Annotated in this window: 18 protein-coding genes; 8 read left to right on the forward strand and 10 right to left on the reverse strand. The window is 65.8% G+C overall.

Annotated elements, in window-relative coordinates; genetic code table 11:
* Positions 1-39 precede the first annotated feature (39 nt).
* Positions 40-888 (reverse strand): EAL domain-containing protein, encoded by an 849-nt coding sequence (locus tag DFR40_RS03425; protein ID WP_121457079.1) that lies wholly within the window; start codon positions 886-888, stop codon positions 40-42.
* Positions 889-1,038: 150 nt separating this feature from the next.
* On the opposite strand from DFR40_RS03425, the gene DFR40_RS03430 reads away from it, so the two are divergent.
* Entirely contained in the window at positions 1,039-3,081 is a 2,043-nt protein-coding gene (locus DFR40_RS03430; protein WP_121457080.1) for a molybdopterin-dependent oxidoreductase, read from the forward strand.
* Positions 3,082-3,285: 204 nt separating this feature from the next.
* The gene (locus DFR40_RS03435; protein ID WP_121457081.1) at positions 3,286-4,323 is read left to right on the forward strand and encodes a DNA-binding protein; all 1,038 of its coding nucleotides are present in this window, start codon (positions 3,286-3,288) and stop codon (positions 4,321-4,323) included.
* Between the two features lie 251 nt (positions 4,324-4,574).
* Here the strand turns inward: DFR40_RS03435 and DFR40_RS03440 are convergent, their stop codons facing one another.
* From DFR40_RS03440 to mltG, 6 genes are read right to left on the reverse strand one after another with little or no spacing between them, the layout of a single operon-like run.
* Positions 4,575-5,195, reverse strand: coding sequence for an ankyrin repeat domain-containing protein (locus DFR40_RS03440; protein ID WP_121457082.1), 621 nt, complete (start codon positions 5,193-5,195; stop codon positions 4,575-4,577).
* On the reverse strand, positions 5,192-5,962 hold the full coding sequence (locus DFR40_RS03445; protein WP_121457083.1) for a TatD family hydrolase: 771 nt from the start codon (positions 5,960-5,962) through the stop codon (positions 5,192-5,194). Before DFR40_RS03445 ends, DFR40_RS03440 begins: the two co-directional genes overlap by 4 nt.
* An 8-nt stretch (positions 5,963-5,970) precedes the next feature.
* Entirely contained in the window at positions 5,971-6,333 is a 363-nt protein-coding gene (locus DFR40_RS03450; RefSeq protein ID WP_121457084.1) for a PilZ domain-containing protein, read from the reverse strand.
* A 6-nt stretch (positions 6,334-6,339) separates the two neighbouring features.
* Complete coding sequence (holB, locus tag DFR40_RS03455) at positions 6,340-7,359, reverse strand: DNA polymerase III subunit delta' (protein WP_121457085.1); 1,020 nt, start codon at positions 7,357-7,359, stop codon at positions 6,340-6,342.
* Positions 7,356-7,970 carry a dTMP kinase gene (gene tmk, locus DFR40_RS03460; RefSeq protein ID WP_121457086.1) on the reverse strand — a complete coding sequence of 205 codons (615 nt, stop codon included), beginning with the start codon at positions 7,968-7,970 and terminating at the stop codon, positions 7,356-7,358. The genes holB and tmk overlap by 4 nt, the downstream gene beginning before the upstream one ends.
* On the reverse strand, positions 7,967-8,962 hold the full coding sequence (gene mltG, locus DFR40_RS03465; RefSeq protein WP_121457087.1) for an endolytic transglycosylase MltG: 996 nt from the start codon (positions 8,960-8,962) through the stop codon (positions 7,967-7,969). Before mltG ends, tmk begins: the two co-directional genes overlap by 4 nt.
* 115 nt (positions 8,963-9,077) lie before the next feature.
* Between mltG and ygfZ the strand changes: the two genes are divergently transcribed.
* Both ygfZ and DFR40_RS03475 read left to right on the forward strand, forming a co-directional pair.
* Positions 9,078-10,094: a CAF17-like 4Fe-4S cluster assembly/insertion protein YgfZ gene (gene ygfZ / locus DFR40_RS03470; protein WP_121457088.1), complete on the forward strand. Its 1,017-nt coding sequence runs from the start codon at positions 9,078-9,080 to the stop codon at positions 10,092-10,094.
* A gap of 9 nt (positions 10,095-10,103) precedes the next feature.
* Entirely contained in the window at positions 10,104-10,853 is a 750-nt protein-coding gene (locus DFR40_RS03475) for an NRDE family protein (protein ID WP_121457089.1), read from the forward strand.
* Here the strand turns inward: DFR40_RS03475 and DFR40_RS03480 are convergent.
* Together DFR40_RS03480 and tadA are read right to left on the reverse strand one after the other, a co-directional pair.
* Positions 10,823-11,305 (reverse strand): L,D-transpeptidase, encoded by a 483-nt coding sequence (locus tag DFR40_RS03480; protein ID WP_121457090.1) that lies wholly within the window; start codon positions 11,303-11,305, stop codon positions 10,823-10,825. The genes DFR40_RS03475 and DFR40_RS03480 overlap by 31 nt on opposite strands.
* Positions 11,302-11,799, reverse strand: coding sequence for a tRNA adenosine(34) deaminase TadA (gene tadA / locus DFR40_RS03485; RefSeq protein WP_121457091.1), 498 nt, complete (start codon positions 11,797-11,799; stop codon positions 11,302-11,304). Before tadA ends, DFR40_RS03480 begins: the two co-directional genes overlap by 4 nt.
* Before the next feature lie 68 nt (positions 11,800-11,867).
* Here tadA and DFR40_RS03490 point away from each other — a divergent pair, with 68 nt between their 5' ends.
* Positions 11,868-12,953, forward strand: a complete 1,086-nt coding sequence (locus DFR40_RS03490) for a calcium/sodium antiporter (RefSeq protein WP_121457092.1) — start codon at positions 11,868-11,870, stop codon at positions 12,951-12,953.
* Here the strand turns inward: DFR40_RS03490 and DFR40_RS03495 are convergent.
* Positions 12,934-13,827 carry a LysR family transcriptional regulator gene (locus DFR40_RS03495; RefSeq protein ID WP_121457093.1) on the reverse strand — a complete coding sequence of 298 codons (894 nt, stop codon included), beginning with the start codon at positions 13,825-13,827 and terminating at the stop codon, positions 12,934-12,936. The two genes, DFR40_RS03490 and DFR40_RS03495, sit on opposite strands and share 20 nt — an antisense overlap.
* A gap of 93 nt (positions 13,828-13,920) precedes the next feature.
* On the opposite strand from DFR40_RS03495, the gene DFR40_RS03500 reads away from it, so the two are divergent.
* From DFR40_RS03500 to DFR40_RS03510, 3 genes are read left to right on the forward strand one after another with little or no spacing between them, the layout of a single operon-like run.
* Positions 13,921-14,721: a DODA-type extradiol aromatic ring-opening family dioxygenase gene (locus tag DFR40_RS03500; protein WP_121457094.1), complete on the forward strand. Its 801-nt coding sequence runs from the start codon at positions 13,921-13,923 to the stop codon at positions 14,719-14,721.
* 2 nt (positions 14,722-14,723) lie between these two features.
* On the forward strand, positions 14,724-15,269 hold the full coding sequence (locus tag DFR40_RS03505) for a cytochrome b (protein WP_121457095.1): 546 nt from the start codon (positions 14,724-14,726) through the stop codon (positions 15,267-15,269).
* A 1-nt stretch (position 15,270) separates the two neighbouring features.
* The gene (locus DFR40_RS03510; RefSeq protein WP_121457096.1) at positions 15,271-15,831 is read left to right on the forward strand and encodes a YceI family protein; all 561 of its coding nucleotides are present in this window, start codon (positions 15,271-15,273) and stop codon (positions 15,829-15,831) included.
* The last annotated feature ends 3 nt before the right edge of the window (positions 15,832-15,834 follow it).

Consider the following 15,834-nt stretch of genomic DNA (forward strand, 5'->3'; position numbering starts at 1 on the left):
CGGCTGACAGTAAGGCCCACCGCTCGCGGTGGGCCTTTTTCATGCGGCGGCGTCGAGTTGTTCGCCGCCGTCGGCGTTGCGCCGGATGCGGATGCCGCTCGGGCGGAGGATGGGGGCGTGCGCCTGGACCAGATCGATGGCTAGCGAACTGGCGTTGCGGCGCAGGTTGGCGCTGTCGATTCCTTCGATCAGGATGCGCCCGCCGAGTTCGTGAATGTTGTCGATGATCCGGTCGAGCGGCCGGCCGGAGGCGAGCAGCAGGTTGTCGAGCTTGACGATGTCCGGCCGCAGTTGGCTGAGGAAAGGAAAGTCGAGCTCGGTGCGGCCGAAGTGGCTGATCGCGATGCCGTAACCACGTGACCGGTAGCTGGCGACGGCGCGGATGAAATGCTCCTTGTCGGCGACCGCATCGGTGTTGATCTCGAGCGTGATCTGTTCTGGCAGCAGGCCGCAGGGGCGGAGGATTTCCTCGAAAGCCAGCCCGTGGTTGGCCGGTACGCTGATGATGTGGCGTGAATGCACGCGCAGCAGGAGGTTGCCGCGGACCGGCTGGGTCAGGTAGTTGAGTGCGTGCAGCGTGCGCACCAGGCGATCGAGGTAAACGAACTCCTCGGCATCGGTCGGCAGTACGAAGACGGCGTCCGGGGACATCGGCACGCTGTTCGACAGGCCGAAGGCCTGGATCGTCGATGCGTGACCGTGTGTCCGCCCGCTTCGCGTGTCGACCACGGGCAGGAATTTCGACTCGAGGCGGATATTGGCGTAGTGGATGAAGACACGGCCTTCGGCAGCGACGAAGGGGTGGTCGAGGCCGGAACGGTAGAGAAAATCGGGGCGTTTGCCGGTGGCCGGGGCATTCAGGGCACGGACGATGTCGCTCAAGGGCATGATGGTCTCCTGGGGGTAGCGGGGTGGGACCTCACCTTAGACGGCCGGGTAGTGCCGGCAAACCAAGAAATTGTTCTAAGCTCATGCGTGGTTCGTCGCCAGCAAAATGCGCCAATGCGCGACAATGGCCATTTTCCAGCGAGTTGCCCGATGTTCCGTCCCGCCGTTTGCCCCCACGATTGCCCCAGCGTCTGCGCCCTCAAGGTCGAGGTCAAGGACGGGCGGATCGGGCGGGTGCGCGGCGGCGACCAGCCCTATACCGACGGCGTCATCTGCGCCAAGGTCGCGCGCTATGCCGAGCGCCAGCATCACCCGGAACGCCTGCGCGAACCCTTGCTGCGTGTCGGCGCCAAGGGCGAGGGCAGGTTCGCGCCGATTTCCTGGAACGAGGCGCTCGACCGGCTGGCCGAACGACTGCGTAGCGCCGTCGACCGCGACGGCCCGGAAAGCGTCTGGCCCTACCATTACGCCGGGACCATGGGCCTGGTCCAGCGCGCCGCGCTGCGCCGGCTCGGCCACCTGGCCGGCTGGTCGCGGCAGCGCGAAACCTTCTGCGTCGCCCTGAGCGATGCCGGCTGGATGGCCGGCGTCGGCGCCAAGCGCGGCGTCGATGCTCGCGAAATGGTGGATTCCGAGCTGATCGTTGTCTGGGGCGGCAACCCGGTGCATACCCAGGTCAATTTCATGCATTGGGTGCAGAAGGCGCGGCGCGACCGCGAGGTGCCGCTGGTCGTCGTCGATCCTTACCGTACCGCCACCGCCGCCAAGGCCGACCTGCATCTGGCGCTGCGCCCGGGCACCGACGGCGCGCTGGCCTGTGCGGTGATGCAGGTGCTGCTCGCCGAGGGCCTGGCCGACCGCGACTACCTGGCCGCTCACAGCGATTTCTCGCCCGCCGTCGAAGCCCACCTGATGACCCGCACGCCAGCCTGGACGGCGGCGATCACCGGCCTGCCGGCGGCGCAGATCGTCGACTTCGCCCGTCTCTACGGCCGTTGCAAGCGCAGCTACCTGCGCGTCGGCTACGGTTTCACCCGCCAGCGCAACGGTGCCGCGGCGATGCACGCGGTCAGTTGCCTGCCGGCGGTCAGCGGTGCCTGGCAATGGCCGGGCGGTGGCGCGCTGTACAGCAACGGCGGCCTCTATGGCCTGAATACCGCTTTCCTGAACGGCCTCGACGCCTGCCAGCCGACGGCGCGCCGGCTTGACATGGCGCAGATCGGCGCCATCCTCGCCGGCGACGCGCAGGCCTTGCTCGGCGGTCCGCCGGTCGGCGCCCTGCTGATCCAGAACACCAACCCGGCGGTGGTCGCGCCGGACAGCCTGGCGGTCCGCCGCGGCCTGCTGCGCGACGACCTGTTCACCTGCGTGCACGAGCAGTTCATGACCGAGACGGCGAAGTACGCCGACCTGGTCCTGCCGGCGACCACCTTCCTCGAACACGACGACCTTTACCAGGCTTCCGGCCACACCCACCTGCAACTTTCGCGGGCCTGGCTGGCGCCGCTCGGCGCATGCCGTTCGAACCACGACTTCATCGCCGCCCTGGCCGGCCGCCTCGGCATTGCCCATCCGGCTTTCGCCGCCAGCGCCTGGCAATTGGTCGATACGCTGCTGCAATCGTCGGGTCGGGGCAGCGCCGAGGCGCTGGCCGTGGCCGGCTGGCTCGATTGCGCGCCGGACTTTGACGAGGCCCATTTCCTCAACGGCTTCGGCCACGCCGACGGGCGTTTCCGCTTTGCCCCGGATTGGTCGGCGATCGGCGAGGGCCATGCGGCAATGCCGGCGCTGCCCGACCACGCCGAACTGATCGACGCGCCGACGCCGGCCTTGCCCTTCCGCCTGGTTGCCGCGCCGGCCCGGCATTTCCTCAACACCACCTTCACCGAGACGCCCGGGTCGCAGCGCGGCGAAGGGCGGCCGACGGCGCTGCTCGCGCGCGCCGCCGGCGAGCGCCTGGGCCTGGCCGACGGCGACCGGGTGCGGCTGAGCAACGCGCAGGCCAGCGTCCTGCTGCACGTCCGCCTGGTCGACGGCCAGCAGCCGGACACCGTGGTTGTCGAGAGCCAGTGGCCGAATTCTGCCTTCATCGAGGGTATCGGCATCAATGCCCTGGTCGCTGCGACGCCGGGCTGGCCGGCCGGCGGCGCCGCCTATCACGACACGGCGATTCAGGTCGAACGTGGCGAGTGACCGTCCTCGCTGCGCATTCTGCGCAGGGAAGGTGATCGATTTTCGAGATGTCAGCAGGTTGCAGGAATGGAGGAGGGGAGGATATCGGAATTTGAGTAATGTCAAATATTATTCGCCACTAAGTCAATTCACTACGTTATACGTTGTAATATTTATGCTTCAATCCATGGGCGCCACCTAGATCACCATCGCAGGAGCAAAAACATGAGCACAGAAGCCAGAATCCTCGCGGATATTGAGTCGATCAGGGCCAATGATCTCGATACGCAGGATCTATATCGAGAAGTCTGTACCATCCTGTTTTTCCGATACGGCATAACTCCTACAGCGAACAAGCTCTACCAATATGTCCGAAAAGGCAGCATGTCGGCGCCGGCAGAAGCTCTATCAAAATTCTGGTCGGATTTGCGCGAGAAAAGCCGCGTCAGAATCGAGCATCCCGATCTACCCGATGCTCTGAAAGATGCTGCGGGAGAACTTGTAGCGTCATTATGGTTACAAGCGCAGGGAAGCGCCCAAGAAGGCTTGGCTGTTTTTCGTCGAGAAGCTCAAACTCAAGTCATCGAATCGCTGCAGGCTGTTGCTGCTGCAGACCAAGCACGCATAGCCGCACAATCAGAAGCGAATCAGGCACAAGAAGGCTTACGAGCGGCCGATGAGAGGATATTGACCCTTGAGCGCAATCTTGCAAGAGAAAGCGCCCGGACACAGTCCTTGGAACAACAACTTGAGTCAGCCAGTCGCCTGCAAAACTCCCTTGAGGCGGGACTGGCCGAAGCCAGAAAAGACTATTCCAGCGAACTCGACAAATCTCGCCAAGAACTCCGGCGTACCGAAGAGCGTCTGGCTGCGATAGAAAAGCGATCTTTGCTGGAAATCGATCACGAACGCCAAATAACGCTGAAAGTCCAAAGGGAGCTTCAGCAACTCCGTGAAAAAAATCTTCAAAGTGAAGAGCGGCAGAGAATTGAACTGGCTGCATGCAAGACTGAATTGGCCGAGGCAAAACAGCAACTGGGTATAGCGGAGGGAAAACAGGTTGAACTCAAAGCGGTGATTGATCAGCAAATCGGAGAACTATCTACGCTCCGGCAAGCTCAAGCCAGGCTAGAGACGCAACTGGCTTTAGCGCAACGCGAAGTGGAGCTTGCGCAGACGGCGGCAAAGCAGCTTCAGGAAAGTTCTGCAGCAAACCCTATAACTCAGAAGGCACCAAGGCGAAACAGGAAAGGATTAGCGTAGGTGTGTGAGATTGGATTGGTCACCCAAACCTTGATTATCACTTTTACTTCCGGATCGTTATCAGAATTACTTCATTCGATGTTTCTGGATCAATTCCAAATGCATAAATTTTTCGCTAAATTTAACATAATACAAATTATGCGCAATTAAGGAACACTCAGTTTTCGAGGAGACGTTCCCGGAAATTCGACTAGCCCGATATCAGTCAGTTTGGCTCGCTAAAGCCGGCGCCAATGACTGATCGGGCGCCCTTATCGGCTGCCGAGCAAGCTGGCGATGTCGGTATTGTTGTTGCCCAGCGCGATGTCGCGGGCAGTTTGTCCGGCATCGGTTTTTTTCGTGGTGTCAGCGCCGGCCTTGAGCAGGTCCTTGACGATATCGATATGGCCGCCACGAGCCGCTGCCATCAGTGCGGTCATGCCGTTGTCGCTGGCAGCGTCGATGTTGGCGCCCTTGCCCAGCAACCAGGTGACGATCTGGCGATGGCCGCCAAATGCGCCATAGACCAGCGGCGGCCAGCCGGGAACACTTTGCGAGGCACCGGCATCGGTGAGCAACTGGACGACGCGCAAATGACCGCGCAAGGCGGCCAGGGCCAGCGCCGTGTCGCCGGCGGCATTGCGGGCATTGAGCTTGGCGCGATGGTTGATGAGCAGTTGCACGAGATCGCCGTGCCCGTCGCGTGCCGCCAGCATCAGCAGCGTGTTGCCTTCGATGTCGGTGGTGTCGGCCGAAGCGCCGCGGCCGAGCAGCGTACGGATTTCGGCGACGTCGCCAAGCTTGGCGCCCTGGATCAGGTCGTCGTAGGTACTGGCTTGGACGGAAAACGACAGCGCCAGGGCGACGCTCACGGTCAACAGCGTTTTTTTCATGATTTTCCCGGTCTGAACAGGCGCGTGAAATTCTCGGTTGTCGCCTCGGCCACGGCTTGCAGCGGCAGATCGCGCAGGCGGGCGATCTCCTCGGCGACGAAATGGACGTAGGCTGGCTCGTTCGGCTTGCCGCGATATGGCGCCGGCGCCAGGTAAGGGGAATCGGTCTCGACGAGCAGCCGGTCGAGCGGGCATTTCTGCGCCACTTCCTTGACGATGCTGGCGTTCTTGAAGGTGACGATGCCCGAAAACGAAAGATGGAAGCCGAGATCGAGGGCCTGGCTGGCGATTTCCCAGTTCTCGGTGAAGCAGTGCATGACGCCGCCGACAGTATCGGCGCCCTCCTCGCGCATCAACTGCAGCGTATCGGCGGCCGAATCGCGGGTGTGCACGACGAGCGGCTTGCCGCAGCGGCGGGCAGCGCGGATGTGGGTGCGGAAGCGTTGCCGCTGCCACTCCGGCTTATCCTTGTGCCAGTAGTAATCGAGGCCGGTCTCGCCGACGCCGAGCACTTTCGGGTGCGCGGCCAGCGCCAGCAGGCGCGCTTCGTCAGGCTCCTCGACGTCGCTGTATTCGGGGTGAACGCCGACGGTCGCGTAAAGATTGTCGGCCTGCATCGCGATCTCGAGGACCTTGGGAAAATCCTCGAGATTGACGCCGATGCACAGTGCTGCGCCAACCTCGCGCTCGCGCATGGCCGCCAGCACATCGGGCAGACGCTCGGCGAGGCCGGAAAAATCGAGATGGCAGTGCGAATCGACGAGCATGCCGACGATCAGAGGGTGTGCGTGGGGCGCGCGGACTGGAGCACGCCGCCGAGCAGGCCTTCGATCTTCCGGCGGGCTTCCTGGCCGCTCTCGTCATCGTTGAAATGCACGCCGATGCCCTGGGCGCGGCCGTTCTGCGCGCCAGCCGGGGTCACCCAGATGACCGAGCCGGCGATCGGCAGCTTGGTCGGGTCGTCCATCAGCGAGAGCAGCATGAATACTTCGTCGCCGAGTGCGTAGCCGCGGGTCGTCGGGATGAAGATGCCGCCGTGGCGCAAGTGCGGCATGAAGGCCGCGTACAGGGCGGATTTCGAGTTGATGTTCAGCGACAGTACGCTGGGGCGCTGCGGTGCGGGTTTGGCTTCGCTCATCCTCGATCAACGACTAAACAGGGCTCGATAGTCCAGAAAGACGCCTTCCAGGAAAAGTCTGCCGTTGAGTGGCTGTTCGGCTTCCTGGCGGCGCTGGTTCAGATTCCGGTAGAAGTGAATCAGCCGGACGGCTGGAATCATATCAGCCAGCATGGTTATTTTGGACTGTTGGGCCAGAAAATATCTGACCGGCAGGCCGTTGGCGACCAGCGTCAGGTCGATCAGCCATTTCTGGAAGGCTTCGATCACCTGCTTCAACTGCAGGCGGCCCTTGCTTTCCTTGACCAGTTTCTCGAGATCGCCGGCGGCCGCCAGCGGGTCGGTGTTGCGGCCGCCGGCCAGGCGTGCGCTCAGGGTTTCCAGCCAGGCGCCCTGCCCGGTCGTCGCCATTTCCAGCGCGAAACGCGGCGAACCGCCGCTCAGGGCCAGCCAATGGTCGCCATCGGCAACGCCAGCCGCCGCCAGTACGCGGCTAGCCGCTGCTGCCGAAGGAACGCCGACGGGGATCGCCTGGCAGCGACTGCGGATGGTCGGCAACAAGCGGGACGGTTCGCTTGAAACCAATAAAAACAATACATTTGACGGCGGTTCTTCAAGTGTTTTCAAGATCGAGTTCGCGGCGTTCCGATTCATTGCCTCGGCCGGATTGACGAGCACGATGCTCAGGCCGCCCCGGTGACTGCCGACGCCGAGAAACTCGTCGAGTTCGCGCACCTGGTCGATGGTGATCTGCTGGCTCGGCTTCTTCTTGCCCTCCTCGAGCTCGCCCTCGTCGGCCAGCGCATCGGGCTGGAGCAGGCGAAAGTCCGGGTGGTTGCCCTGGCCAAACCAGTTGCAGGCGAGGCAGGCACCACAGGCGCGGCCGTCGGCGGTGGGCTGCTCGCAAAGCAGCGAGGCGGCGAACTCGCGGGCCAGCGCAAATTTTCCGAGGCCTTTCTGGCCGATCAGCAACAGCGCGTGCGGCAGCCGGGCGCGTCTTGCCTGGAGGCTGGTCCAGGTTTCGGCGTGGAGATCTAAAACGTTCATGAACAAATGCTTGAAGCAATAACTTCAAGTTGTTTGCGAATATTTTCCAGGCTGTCGTCGGCGCCGATGACGCGCATCCGCGACGGATTGGCGTGGGCGCGTTCGAGGTAGGCCTGGCGGACCCGCTCGTGGAAATCGGCACGCTCCTGCTCGAACTTGTCGAGCACCCGGTTGGCCAGCACGATGCGTTCGCGGGCGACTTCGAGCGGCAGGTCGAACAATAGCGTCAGGTCGGGCTGCAGGTGCTCATGCACCCAGCGCTCGAGGGCCAGGAATTTGGCCTTGTCGAGGCCGCGGCCGCCGCCCTGGTAAGCCCAGGTGGCATCGCTGAAGCGGTCGCAGATGACCCATTCGCCGCGGGCCAGCGCCGGTTCGATGCGTTGCGCCAGGTGTTCGCGGCGGGCGGCGAACATCAGCAGGGTTTCGGTTTCGAGGTGCATCGCCTCGCTGAGCAGCAACTCGCGCAGCTTCTCGCCGAGCGCGGTACCGCCCGGCTCGCGCGTGACCAGCACGCTCAGGCCGCGCTGGCGCAAGGTCTCGGCCAGCCACTCGACATGACTGCTCTTGCCGGCGCCGTCGATGCCTTCAAAGGTGATGAACTTGCCCCTCATTTTCCGCCTCTCTGATATCGGTTGACCGCCCGGTTGTGCTCGTCGAGCGTGCGCGAGAAATGGCTGCTGCCGTCGCCGCGCGCAACGAAATAAAGCGCCTCGCTGGCGGCCGGCGCAAAGGCCGCGCGCAGCGAAGCGAGGCCGGGCATGGCGATCGGCGTCGGCGGCAGGCCGGCGCGGGTGTAGGTATTGTACGGGGTGTCGGTCTGCAGGTGGATCTTGCGCAGGTTGCCGTCGAAATTCTCGCCCAGCCCGTAGATCACCGTCGGATCGGTTTGCAGGCGCATGCCGATGCGCAGGCGATTGACGAAGACGGCGGCGACATGCGCCCGATCTTCCTCGCGCCCGGTTTCCTTTTCAATGATCGAGGCCATCACCAGCGCCTCGTCGGCGGTCCGGTACGGCAGGCCGGGCGGGCGTTGCGCCCAGGCCTCGTCGAGCCTGGCCTGCATCGCACCAGCGGCGCGGGCGATCAGTTCGAGGTCGCCGGAAAGCTTGTCGAACAGGTAGGTGTCGGGCAACAGCCGGCCTTCCAGCGATTTCAGCGGCAGCCCGAGACGGGCCGCGATCTCGCTGTCGCTCAAGCCGCGGCTGTCGTGGCGCAGCGCCGGGTGGGCGTCGAGACGGGCCCTGAACTGGCGCAGCGTCCAGCCTTCGACGAGGGTGATGCTGGCCTGGCTGACCTTGCCGCTGGCCAGCTTGTCGAGCAGGCTGCGCGGCGTCTCGCCGGCGACGACGGCATAGGTGCCGGCCTTGATCGCCCCGCCCTGGCCACGCCAACGGGCGAGCAGCGCGAACAGGTCGGGTTCGACGGCGAGGCCGGCGGCATTCATCTGACGCACCGCGGCACGCAGGCTGCTGCCGGCTTCGACCCGGAATTCGAGCGCGTCGACGGCACCGGCGATCGGCTGCTGCGACCACCAGTGGAAGGCGCCGGCGGCGAGCGCGACGCTGACGGTCAACAGGACGATGAAGCGAAAAATGAAACGCATGGGAACTCGCGGGCAGCGGGCGGGTCTTGCCCGTCGGAAAACGGCTCGGAAGTCGGGAGCCGGGAAGCCGTTAAGAAAACGGGCGATATAATAGCCCAAACCTCAAGGAGCCCTCATGAATCCCCATTGGCGCAGCTTTCTCGAATCGGCCGAGGCGAACTTCGCCGCCGACGCAGCGGATGTCCTCGATTTCGGCGATGCCGCCGGCGAACTGCAGGCCGCCGGTCGCCAGACCGTGCTCGTGCCGCTCACCCATCTGGCGCTGATCGCCGCCAGCGGCGAGGACTGCAAGAGCTTCCTGCACAGCCAGCTGACCAGCGACGTCAATCACCTGGCGCCGGCGCAGGCCCAGCATGCCGGCTGGTGCACGGCCAAGGGCCGGATGCAGGCCAGTTTCGTCGTCGCCCGCAGCGGTGACGTCTATCGCCTGCTGGTGGCCGCCGATCTCGCCGAGGCAACGCAGAAGCGCCTGCAGATGTTCGTCCTGCGGGCCAAGGTCAAGCTGAGCGCGGAAACCGAACGTGTCCTGCTCGGCGTCGCCGGGCCGCAGGCCGCCGAAGCGCTGGCCGATGCCGGGCTGCCGCTGCCGGCAGCACCGCTGGCGGTCGCCGATGGCGACACCGCCAGCGTCCTCCAGCTCGACGCCGAGCGCTATGTCGTCATGGCCGGCCTCGATGCGGCGCCCGGCCTGTGGCAGAAGCTCGGGGTCAAGGCCCGCCCGGCCGGCGTCCCGGTCTGGCGCTGGCTTGACGTGCACCACGCCTTCCCGCTGGTGACGCTGGCGACCAAGGAGGAATTCGTGCCGCAGATGGCCGATTTCGAGAAGATCGGCGGCGTCAGCTTCCACAAGGGCTGCTACCCGGGCCAGGAGATCGTCGCCCGGACGCAGTACCTGGGCAAGGTCAAGCGCCACCTTTACCGCCTCAGCGGCGAGGTGCCGCTGGCTGCCGGCGACGAGCTGTATTCGCCGGACAACCTCGAGCAGGCGGCGGGCAAGGTAATGACGGCGGCGCCCTCGCCGGCCGGCGGCTTCGTTGCGCTGGCGGTGGTCCAGTCGAACTACGCCGGCAATCTCCGCCTCGGCGCCCGCGACGGCGCGGTCGTGCTGGCGTCCGCGGTCAACCCGGCCTGACCGGGAAAAATGTGCCTGATCGTCGTCGGTTGGCAGGTCCATCCGGACTATCCGCTGGTCGTCGCCGCCAACCGCGACGAATTCCATGCCCGGCCGACGGCAGCGGCGGCGCCTTGGGTTGACGCCCCGCACATCCTCGGCGGCCGCGACCTGGAGGCCGGCGGCACCTGGCTGGCCGTCGCCGGCGACGGCCGCTTCGCGGCAGTGACCAATGTCCGCGAAGCCGGCAAGCCGACCGGGAAACGCTCGCGCGGCGCATTGCCCGCCGGCTTTTTACGGTCGACGCAGTCGCCGGCCGATTTTTCGGCGGCAATCGCGGCCGATGACTACGCCGGCTTCAACCTGCTGCTTGCCGACCGCGACACCCTCTACTACTGCTCCAATCGCGACGGCGCACCGCGGCCGCTGGCACCCGGCGTCTACGGGCTGTCCAACCACCGCCTGGAAACGCCCTGGCCGAAGCTGACCAAGGCCCGCCAGCGTTTTGCCGAGGCGCTGCCGGCCCTGCCCGACAGCGCGCCCTTCTTCGCGCTGCTGGCCGACCGGACGATCGAGGCCGACGAACGGCTGCCCGCTACCGGCGTGCCGCTGCACTGGGAACGCCTGCTCTCGGCGGTTTTCGTCTGTTCGCCGGATTACGGCACGCGCGCCTCGACACTGCTGCTGCGCGACCGGGCCGGGCGATGCACGCTGGAAGAGCGCAGTTTCGCGCCCGATGGCAGCGAAATTCAGTCTTCGCGGATGTCGACCGCGGTATAGCAAGGGACCCGCTCGAACAACTCGACGATGTCGGCGTTGCGCATGCGCACGCAGCCGTGCGAGCCGGGCACGCCCATCTCGGCGCTGTCCGGCGAGCCGTGGATGTAGACGTAGCGGCGCATGGTGTCCACGCAGCCGAGGCGGTTGTGGCCGGGCTGGCAGCCGGACAGCCAGAGGATGCGGGTGAGGATCCAGTCGCGTCCGGGAAATTGTTCGGCGAGTTCCGGCGTCCAGATCTCGCCGGTCGGGCGGCGGCGGACGAATACGCTGTTGAGCGGCTGGCCGGCGCCGATCTTGGCGCGGATCAGGTGCGCGCCGCGCGGCGTCTGGAAGCTGCCGAAGCTTTCGCCGACGCCGGCTTTCGCGGTCGACACCGGATATTCGCGCAAAACCGCGCCATCGTCGGCGACCAGCTGCAACGTCTGGCGGGCGACCGAAACCAGCAGCTTCATTGCGCTTTCCGGCGCCGGCCGGCAAAGAAGGCCGAGAGCATGGCGCTGCATTCATCGGCGAGAATGCCGCCGGCGACGCTGGCATGATGGTTCAGGCGCTCGACGCCGAAGAGATCGACGACGCTGCCGTGTACTCCGGTCTTCGGATCGCGGGCGCCGTAGATCACCCGGCTGATGCGGGCGTGCATGATCGCGCCGGCGCACATCGCGCAGGGTTCGAGGGTGACGTAGAGTTCGCAGCCGGGCAGCCGGTAGTTGCCGAGATTGCGGGCCGCGTCGCGCAGGGCGGCGATTTCGGCGTGGGCGGTCGGATCGTGCTCGCCGATCGGCGAATTGAAGCCACGGCCGACGATGCGCCCGTCGAGGACGACGACGGCACCGACCGGTACCTCGCCCAGGCACTCGGCGGCGCGCGCCAGCGAGATCGCCTCGCGCATGAAGTATTCGTCGCCGAGGCCGGGCGCCGGGAGGTCGATAGGTTTTTCCGAAGTCATTGTCAGCGCGGTGCGGAACGGGCGGGGACGTAGTATACCGCACCGTTTTCATCCGTTTTTCGATCGCCATGACCCAACACCTGCTGATGTTCCTGCTCGGCCTTGCCGCGCTGACCCTGGGCGCCGAACTGATGGTTCGCGGCGCCGCCCGCCTGGCGCTGACCTTCGGCATCTCGCCGCTGGTCGTCGGCCTGACCATCGTCGCCTTCGGCACCAGCGCGCCCGAAATGGCGGTTTCCGCCGGTGCCGCGCTGAGCGGTGCCGGTGACCTGGCGATCGGCAACGTGGTCGGCAGCAACATCGCCAACGTCCTGCTGATCCTCGGCCTGTCGGCGCTGATCGTGCCGCTGGCGGTGAATGAACAACTGATCCGCCAGGAAATCCCGATCATGATCGGCGCCTGCCTGCTCTTCCTGGTCCTGGCGCTCGACGGCAACCTGAGCCGCGGCGAAGGCGCGCTGCTGTTCGCGCTGGTCATCGCCTACACGATTTTCCTGGTCGTCCAGTCGCGCCGGGCCAGCAAGGCGGTCGAAGCCGAGTTCGCCGACGAGATGCCCGACACCACCAGCCGCTGGGATGCGCACTGGAGCGTCCAGTTGCTGCTGGTTGCCGGCGGACTCGGCCTGCTCGTCCTCGGTGCCGACTGGCTGGTCGATGCGGCGGTCGCCGTGGCCCGCGCCTTCGGCGTCAGTGACCTGGTGATCGGCCTGACCGTGGTCGCGGTCGGCACTTCGATGCCGGAGATCGCCACCTCGCTGGTCGCCGCCTGGCGCGGCGAGCGCGACATTGCCGTCGGCAACGTCGTCGGCAGCAACATCTTCAACATCTTCGCGGTGCTCGGCTTCTCCAGCCTGATTGCCGACGGCGGCATCGTCGTCTCGGAAGCGGCGCGTCACTTCGACATCTGGGTCATGCTTGCGGTCGCCTTCGCCTGCCTGCCGATCGTCGTCACCGGCCGCGAGATTGCGCGCTGGGAAGGTGGCGTCTTCCTCGCCTATTACGTTGCCTACACCGCTTACCTGGTGCTGGCGGCGACACAGCACAGCAGCCTGCCGGCCTTCTCGTCGGCGATGCTCGGCTACGTGCTGCCGCTGACGGTGATCACGCTGATCGTCAGCTTCGTGCGCAACGGGGTCAGGACGCCGGCGAGCTGAGGCCGTTCGCCAGGAAGTCGATCAGCACGCGGACCCGGTGCGGGATGTGGCGGTTGCCGGGCAGCAGCGCGTGGATGCCGAGTTCGGGCCGCGGAAACTCGGCGAGCACGGCTTCGACGCGGCCGGCCGCGAGCGCTTCTTCGACGATGAAATCCGGCTGCAACGTGATCCCCATGCCCTGCGCCGCCGCTTCGACCAGGACGTCGCCGTTGTTGGCCTGGATGCGGCTGCGTACGGGAAATGCCTGTAATTGACCGTCGACCGTGAACTGCCATTGCTGCATGCTGCCGCTGACTGCATAGCCCAGACATTCATGATGGATCAACTCCGCCGGATGGCGTGGCCGGCCGTGGCGGGCCAGGTAGTCCGGCGAGGCCACCGCGTACAGGCGGATGCTGCCGATGCGCCGGGCGACGTCGCCGCCGGCAAGCTGGCGGGTGATGCGCAACGACAGGTCGATACCCTCCTCGATCAGTTTCACCTGGCGGTCGCTGTAGTCCATGTCCAGCGTCACTTCCGGGTAGCGGCGGGCGAAATCGAGCAGTAACGGCGCCACCCGCTTGAGGCCGAAGCTGAGCGGCACGCTGACGCGCAAGTGGCCGCGCGGCGCCTGATTCTCATCGGTGAGTTCGTTCTCGGCGGCTTCGACCAGGTTGAGGATGACCCGGCATTTCTCCAGGTAGGCCGCACCGGCGGCGGTCAGCGACAGGCGGCGCGTGCTGCGCGCCATCAGCTTGACGCCAAGGCGACTCTCCAGCCCGGCGATCTGGCGCGTCACCACCGAGCGGGCGAGGTCGAGCTGCTGGGCGACGGCGGAAAAACTGCCGAGTTCGGCGACCCGGACGAACAGGCGCATCGCGTCGAGACGGTCCATTGTTGCAACTCCAGCAATAATTATTTCCACATTGTCGGCTATTTCGCTCAGGCGATGGCGAATAAAGTACGTCCATCGCACAGGAGTCATGCCATGACCTTACCGCTTCCCACTTTATTCGTTCCGCACGGTGCGCCGACTTTCGCGCTCCAGCCGGGCGCCGCCGGCGCCGCGCTGGCCCGGCGGGCGGCGACGCTGCCGTTGCCGCGGGCGATCGTCGTCGTCAGCCCGCACTGGGATACCGCCGTCGCCACCGTCGGCAGCGCCGAGCGCCTGGAAACCATCCACGATTTCTGGGGCTTCCCGCCCGAACTCTACGCGCTCAACTACCCGGCCAGCGGCTGCCCCGAGGCCGCCGCCGAAGTCGCCGCCGCGCTGACGGCCGCCGGCCTGACGGTCGACATCGACCGCAGCCGTGGCCTCGACCACGGCGCCTGGGTGCCGCTGCGCCTGATGTTCCCGGACGCGCAGATTCCGGTCATTCCGCTGTCGCTGCAGAGCCGCGGCGGGCCGCAGCAGGCATGGCAACTCGGCCGGGCGCTGGCGCCGCTGGTCGGGCGCGGCTTCCTGGTCGTCGCCTCCGGCAACATCACCCACAACCTGCGCGACTTCCAGCGCGCCTACGCCGGCGGCGGCACGCCCGCCTACGTCCGCGAGTTTGCCGACTGGCTCGACGCGCAGCTGGCCGCCGGCGATCGCGATGCCCTGCTCGACTACCGCCGGCGCGCCCCTGGCGCGGTTCAGGCGCAGCCGACCGAGGAGCACCTGCTGCCGCTCTTCGTCGCCCTCGCCGCCGCCGGCGATGACGCCGACTACGAACGTTTCCATGCCGGCATCGACGACTACGTGCTGGCCATGGATGCCTACCAGTTTTTGCCCAAATCGAGAGGTTGACCGTGAAACAACACTACACCGCCACCGCCAAATCCCTGCACTGGGTCATGGCTATCCTGATCATCGGCCTGCTCGCCCTCGGCTTCTACATGCAGGACCTGCCGCTGTCGCCGGAGAAGCTGAAGCTCTATTCCTGGCACAAGTGGGCCGGCGTCACCGCCTTCCTGCTCGTCCTCGTCCGCCTTGCCTGGCGCGCCGGGCATCGCCCGCCGCCGCTGCCGGCCGGCATGCCGAAGCCATTGCAACTGGCGGCGCACGGCGGCCACCTGGCGCTCTACGGGCTGATGCTGGCGATGCCGCTGTCCGGCTGGCTGATGAGTTCTGCCAAAGGCTTTCAGACTGTCTGGTTCGGCCTGCTGCCGATTCCCGACCTGCTGGCCAAGGACAAGGCGCTCGGCGACCTGCTGCAGAACGTGCATGCGACGCTGGCCGTGCTCTTCGTCCTGATCCTCGTCGGCCACGTCGCCGCCGCCCTCAAACACCACTTCATCGACCGCGACGACATCCTGACCCGGATGCTGCCCGCCCGCCCCACCACGGAGAACTGACATGAAAGACGCCCTATCCACCCTCGCCCTGCTCGCCGCGCTGTCGCCGCTGAGCGCCGGTGCCGTCGAATACAACCAGGTGCTGCCGGCCAAGAGCAGCGTCGCCTTCACCTACCAGCAGATGGGCGTCGCGGTCGACGGCCAGTTCCGCAAGTTTTCTGGCCAGCTCTCCTTCGACCCGGCCAAGCCGACCGCCGCCCGCGTCAGCTTCGACGTCGAGCTGGCCAGCGTCGACACCGGCGCCCCGGAAGGCGACGCCGAAGTCGCCGGCAAGCCGTGGTTCAACACCGCCGCCTTCCCGGTCGCCCGCTTTGTTTCCAGCGGCGTCAAGGCGCTTGGCGGCAATCGCTACGAAGTCGCCGGCAAGCTGACGATCAAGGGGCGCACCCAGGATGTCGTCGTTCCGGCCACCTTCACCGCGCAAGGCGCCAGCGGCATCTTCGAAGGCGCCTTCACGCTGCGCCGCGCCGATTTTTCGATCGGCGAAGGCAGCTGGGCCAAGTTCGACATCGTCGCCAACGACGTCCGCCTCAAGTTCCGTATCGCCGCCAGCGGCAAGTAAACC

This window comes from Azonexus fungiphilus, from assembly GCF_003634965.1.
Classification (GTDB): Bacteria; Pseudomonadota; Gammaproteobacteria; order Burkholderiales; family Rhodocyclaceae; genus Azonexus; species Azonexus fungiphilus.

What these genes read in the sequence shown, in the direction of transcription:
- DFR40_RS03510 (WP_121457096.1), top strand. Translation starts at nt 15,271, where the DNA reads ATGAAAGACGCCCTATCCACCCTCGCCCTGCTCGCCGCGCTGTCGCCG.
- DFR40_RS03480 (WP_121457090.1), bottom strand. Translation starts at nt 11,305, where the DNA reads ATGAAGCTGCTGGTTTCGGTCGCCCGCCAGACGTTGCAGCTGGTCGCC.
- ygfZ (WP_121457088.1), top strand. Translation starts at nt 9,078, where the DNA reads ATGAATCCCCATTGGCGCAGCTTTCTCGAATCGGCCGAGGCGAACTTC.
- tadA (WP_121457091.1), bottom strand. Translation starts at nt 11,799, where the DNA reads ATGACTTCGGAAAAACCTATCGACCTCCCGGCGCCCGGCCTCGGCGAC.
- DFR40_RS03500 (WP_121457094.1), top strand. Translation starts at nt 13,921, where the DNA reads ATGACCTTACCGCTTCCCACTTTATTCGTTCCGCACGGTGCGCCGACT.
- DFR40_RS03475 (WP_121457089.1), top strand. Translation starts at nt 10,104, where the DNA reads ATGTGCCTGATCGTCGTCGGTTGGCAGGTCCATCCGGACTATCCGCTG.
- DFR40_RS03450 (WP_121457084.1), bottom strand. Translation starts at nt 6,333, where the DNA reads ATGAGCGAAGCCAAACCCGCACCGCAGCGCCCCAGCGTACTGTCGCTG.
- DFR40_RS03495 (WP_121457093.1), bottom strand. Translation starts at nt 13,827, where the DNA reads ATGGACCGTCTCGACGCGATGCGCCTGTTCGTCCGGGTCGCCGAACTC.
- DFR40_RS03490 (WP_121457092.1), top strand. Translation starts at nt 11,868, where the DNA reads ATGACCCAACACCTGCTGATGTTCCTGCTCGGCCTTGCCGCGCTGACC.
- DFR40_RS03430 (WP_121457080.1), top strand. Translation starts at nt 1,039, where the DNA reads ATGTTCCGTCCCGCCGTTTGCCCCCACGATTGCCCCAGCGTCTGCGCC.
- tmk (WP_121457086.1), bottom strand. Translation starts at nt 7,970, where the DNA reads ATGAGGGGCAAGTTCATCACCTTTGAAGGCATCGACGGCGCCGGCAAG.
- DFR40_RS03440 (WP_121457082.1), bottom strand. Translation starts at nt 5,195, where the DNA reads ATGAAAAAAACGCTGTTGACCGTGAGCGTCGCCCTGGCGCTGTCGTTT.
- DFR40_RS03425 (WP_121457079.1), bottom strand. Translation starts at nt 888, where the DNA reads ATGCCCTTGAGCGACATCGTCCGTGCCCTGAATGCCCCGGCCACCGGC.
- holB (WP_121457085.1), bottom strand. Translation starts at nt 7,359, where the DNA reads ATGAACGTTTTAGATCTCCACGCCGAAACCTGGACCAGCCTCCAGGCA.
- DFR40_RS03435 (WP_121457081.1), top strand. Translation starts at nt 3,286, where the DNA reads ATGAGCACAGAAGCCAGAATCCTCGCGGATATTGAGTCGATCAGGGCC.
- mltG (WP_121457087.1), bottom strand. Translation starts at nt 8,962, where the DNA reads ATGCGTTTCATTTTTCGCTTCATCGTCCTGTTGACCGTCAGCGTCGCG.
- DFR40_RS03445 (WP_121457083.1), bottom strand. Translation starts at nt 5,962, where the DNA reads ATGCTCGTCGATTCGCACTGCCATCTCGATTTTTCCGGCCTCGCCGAG.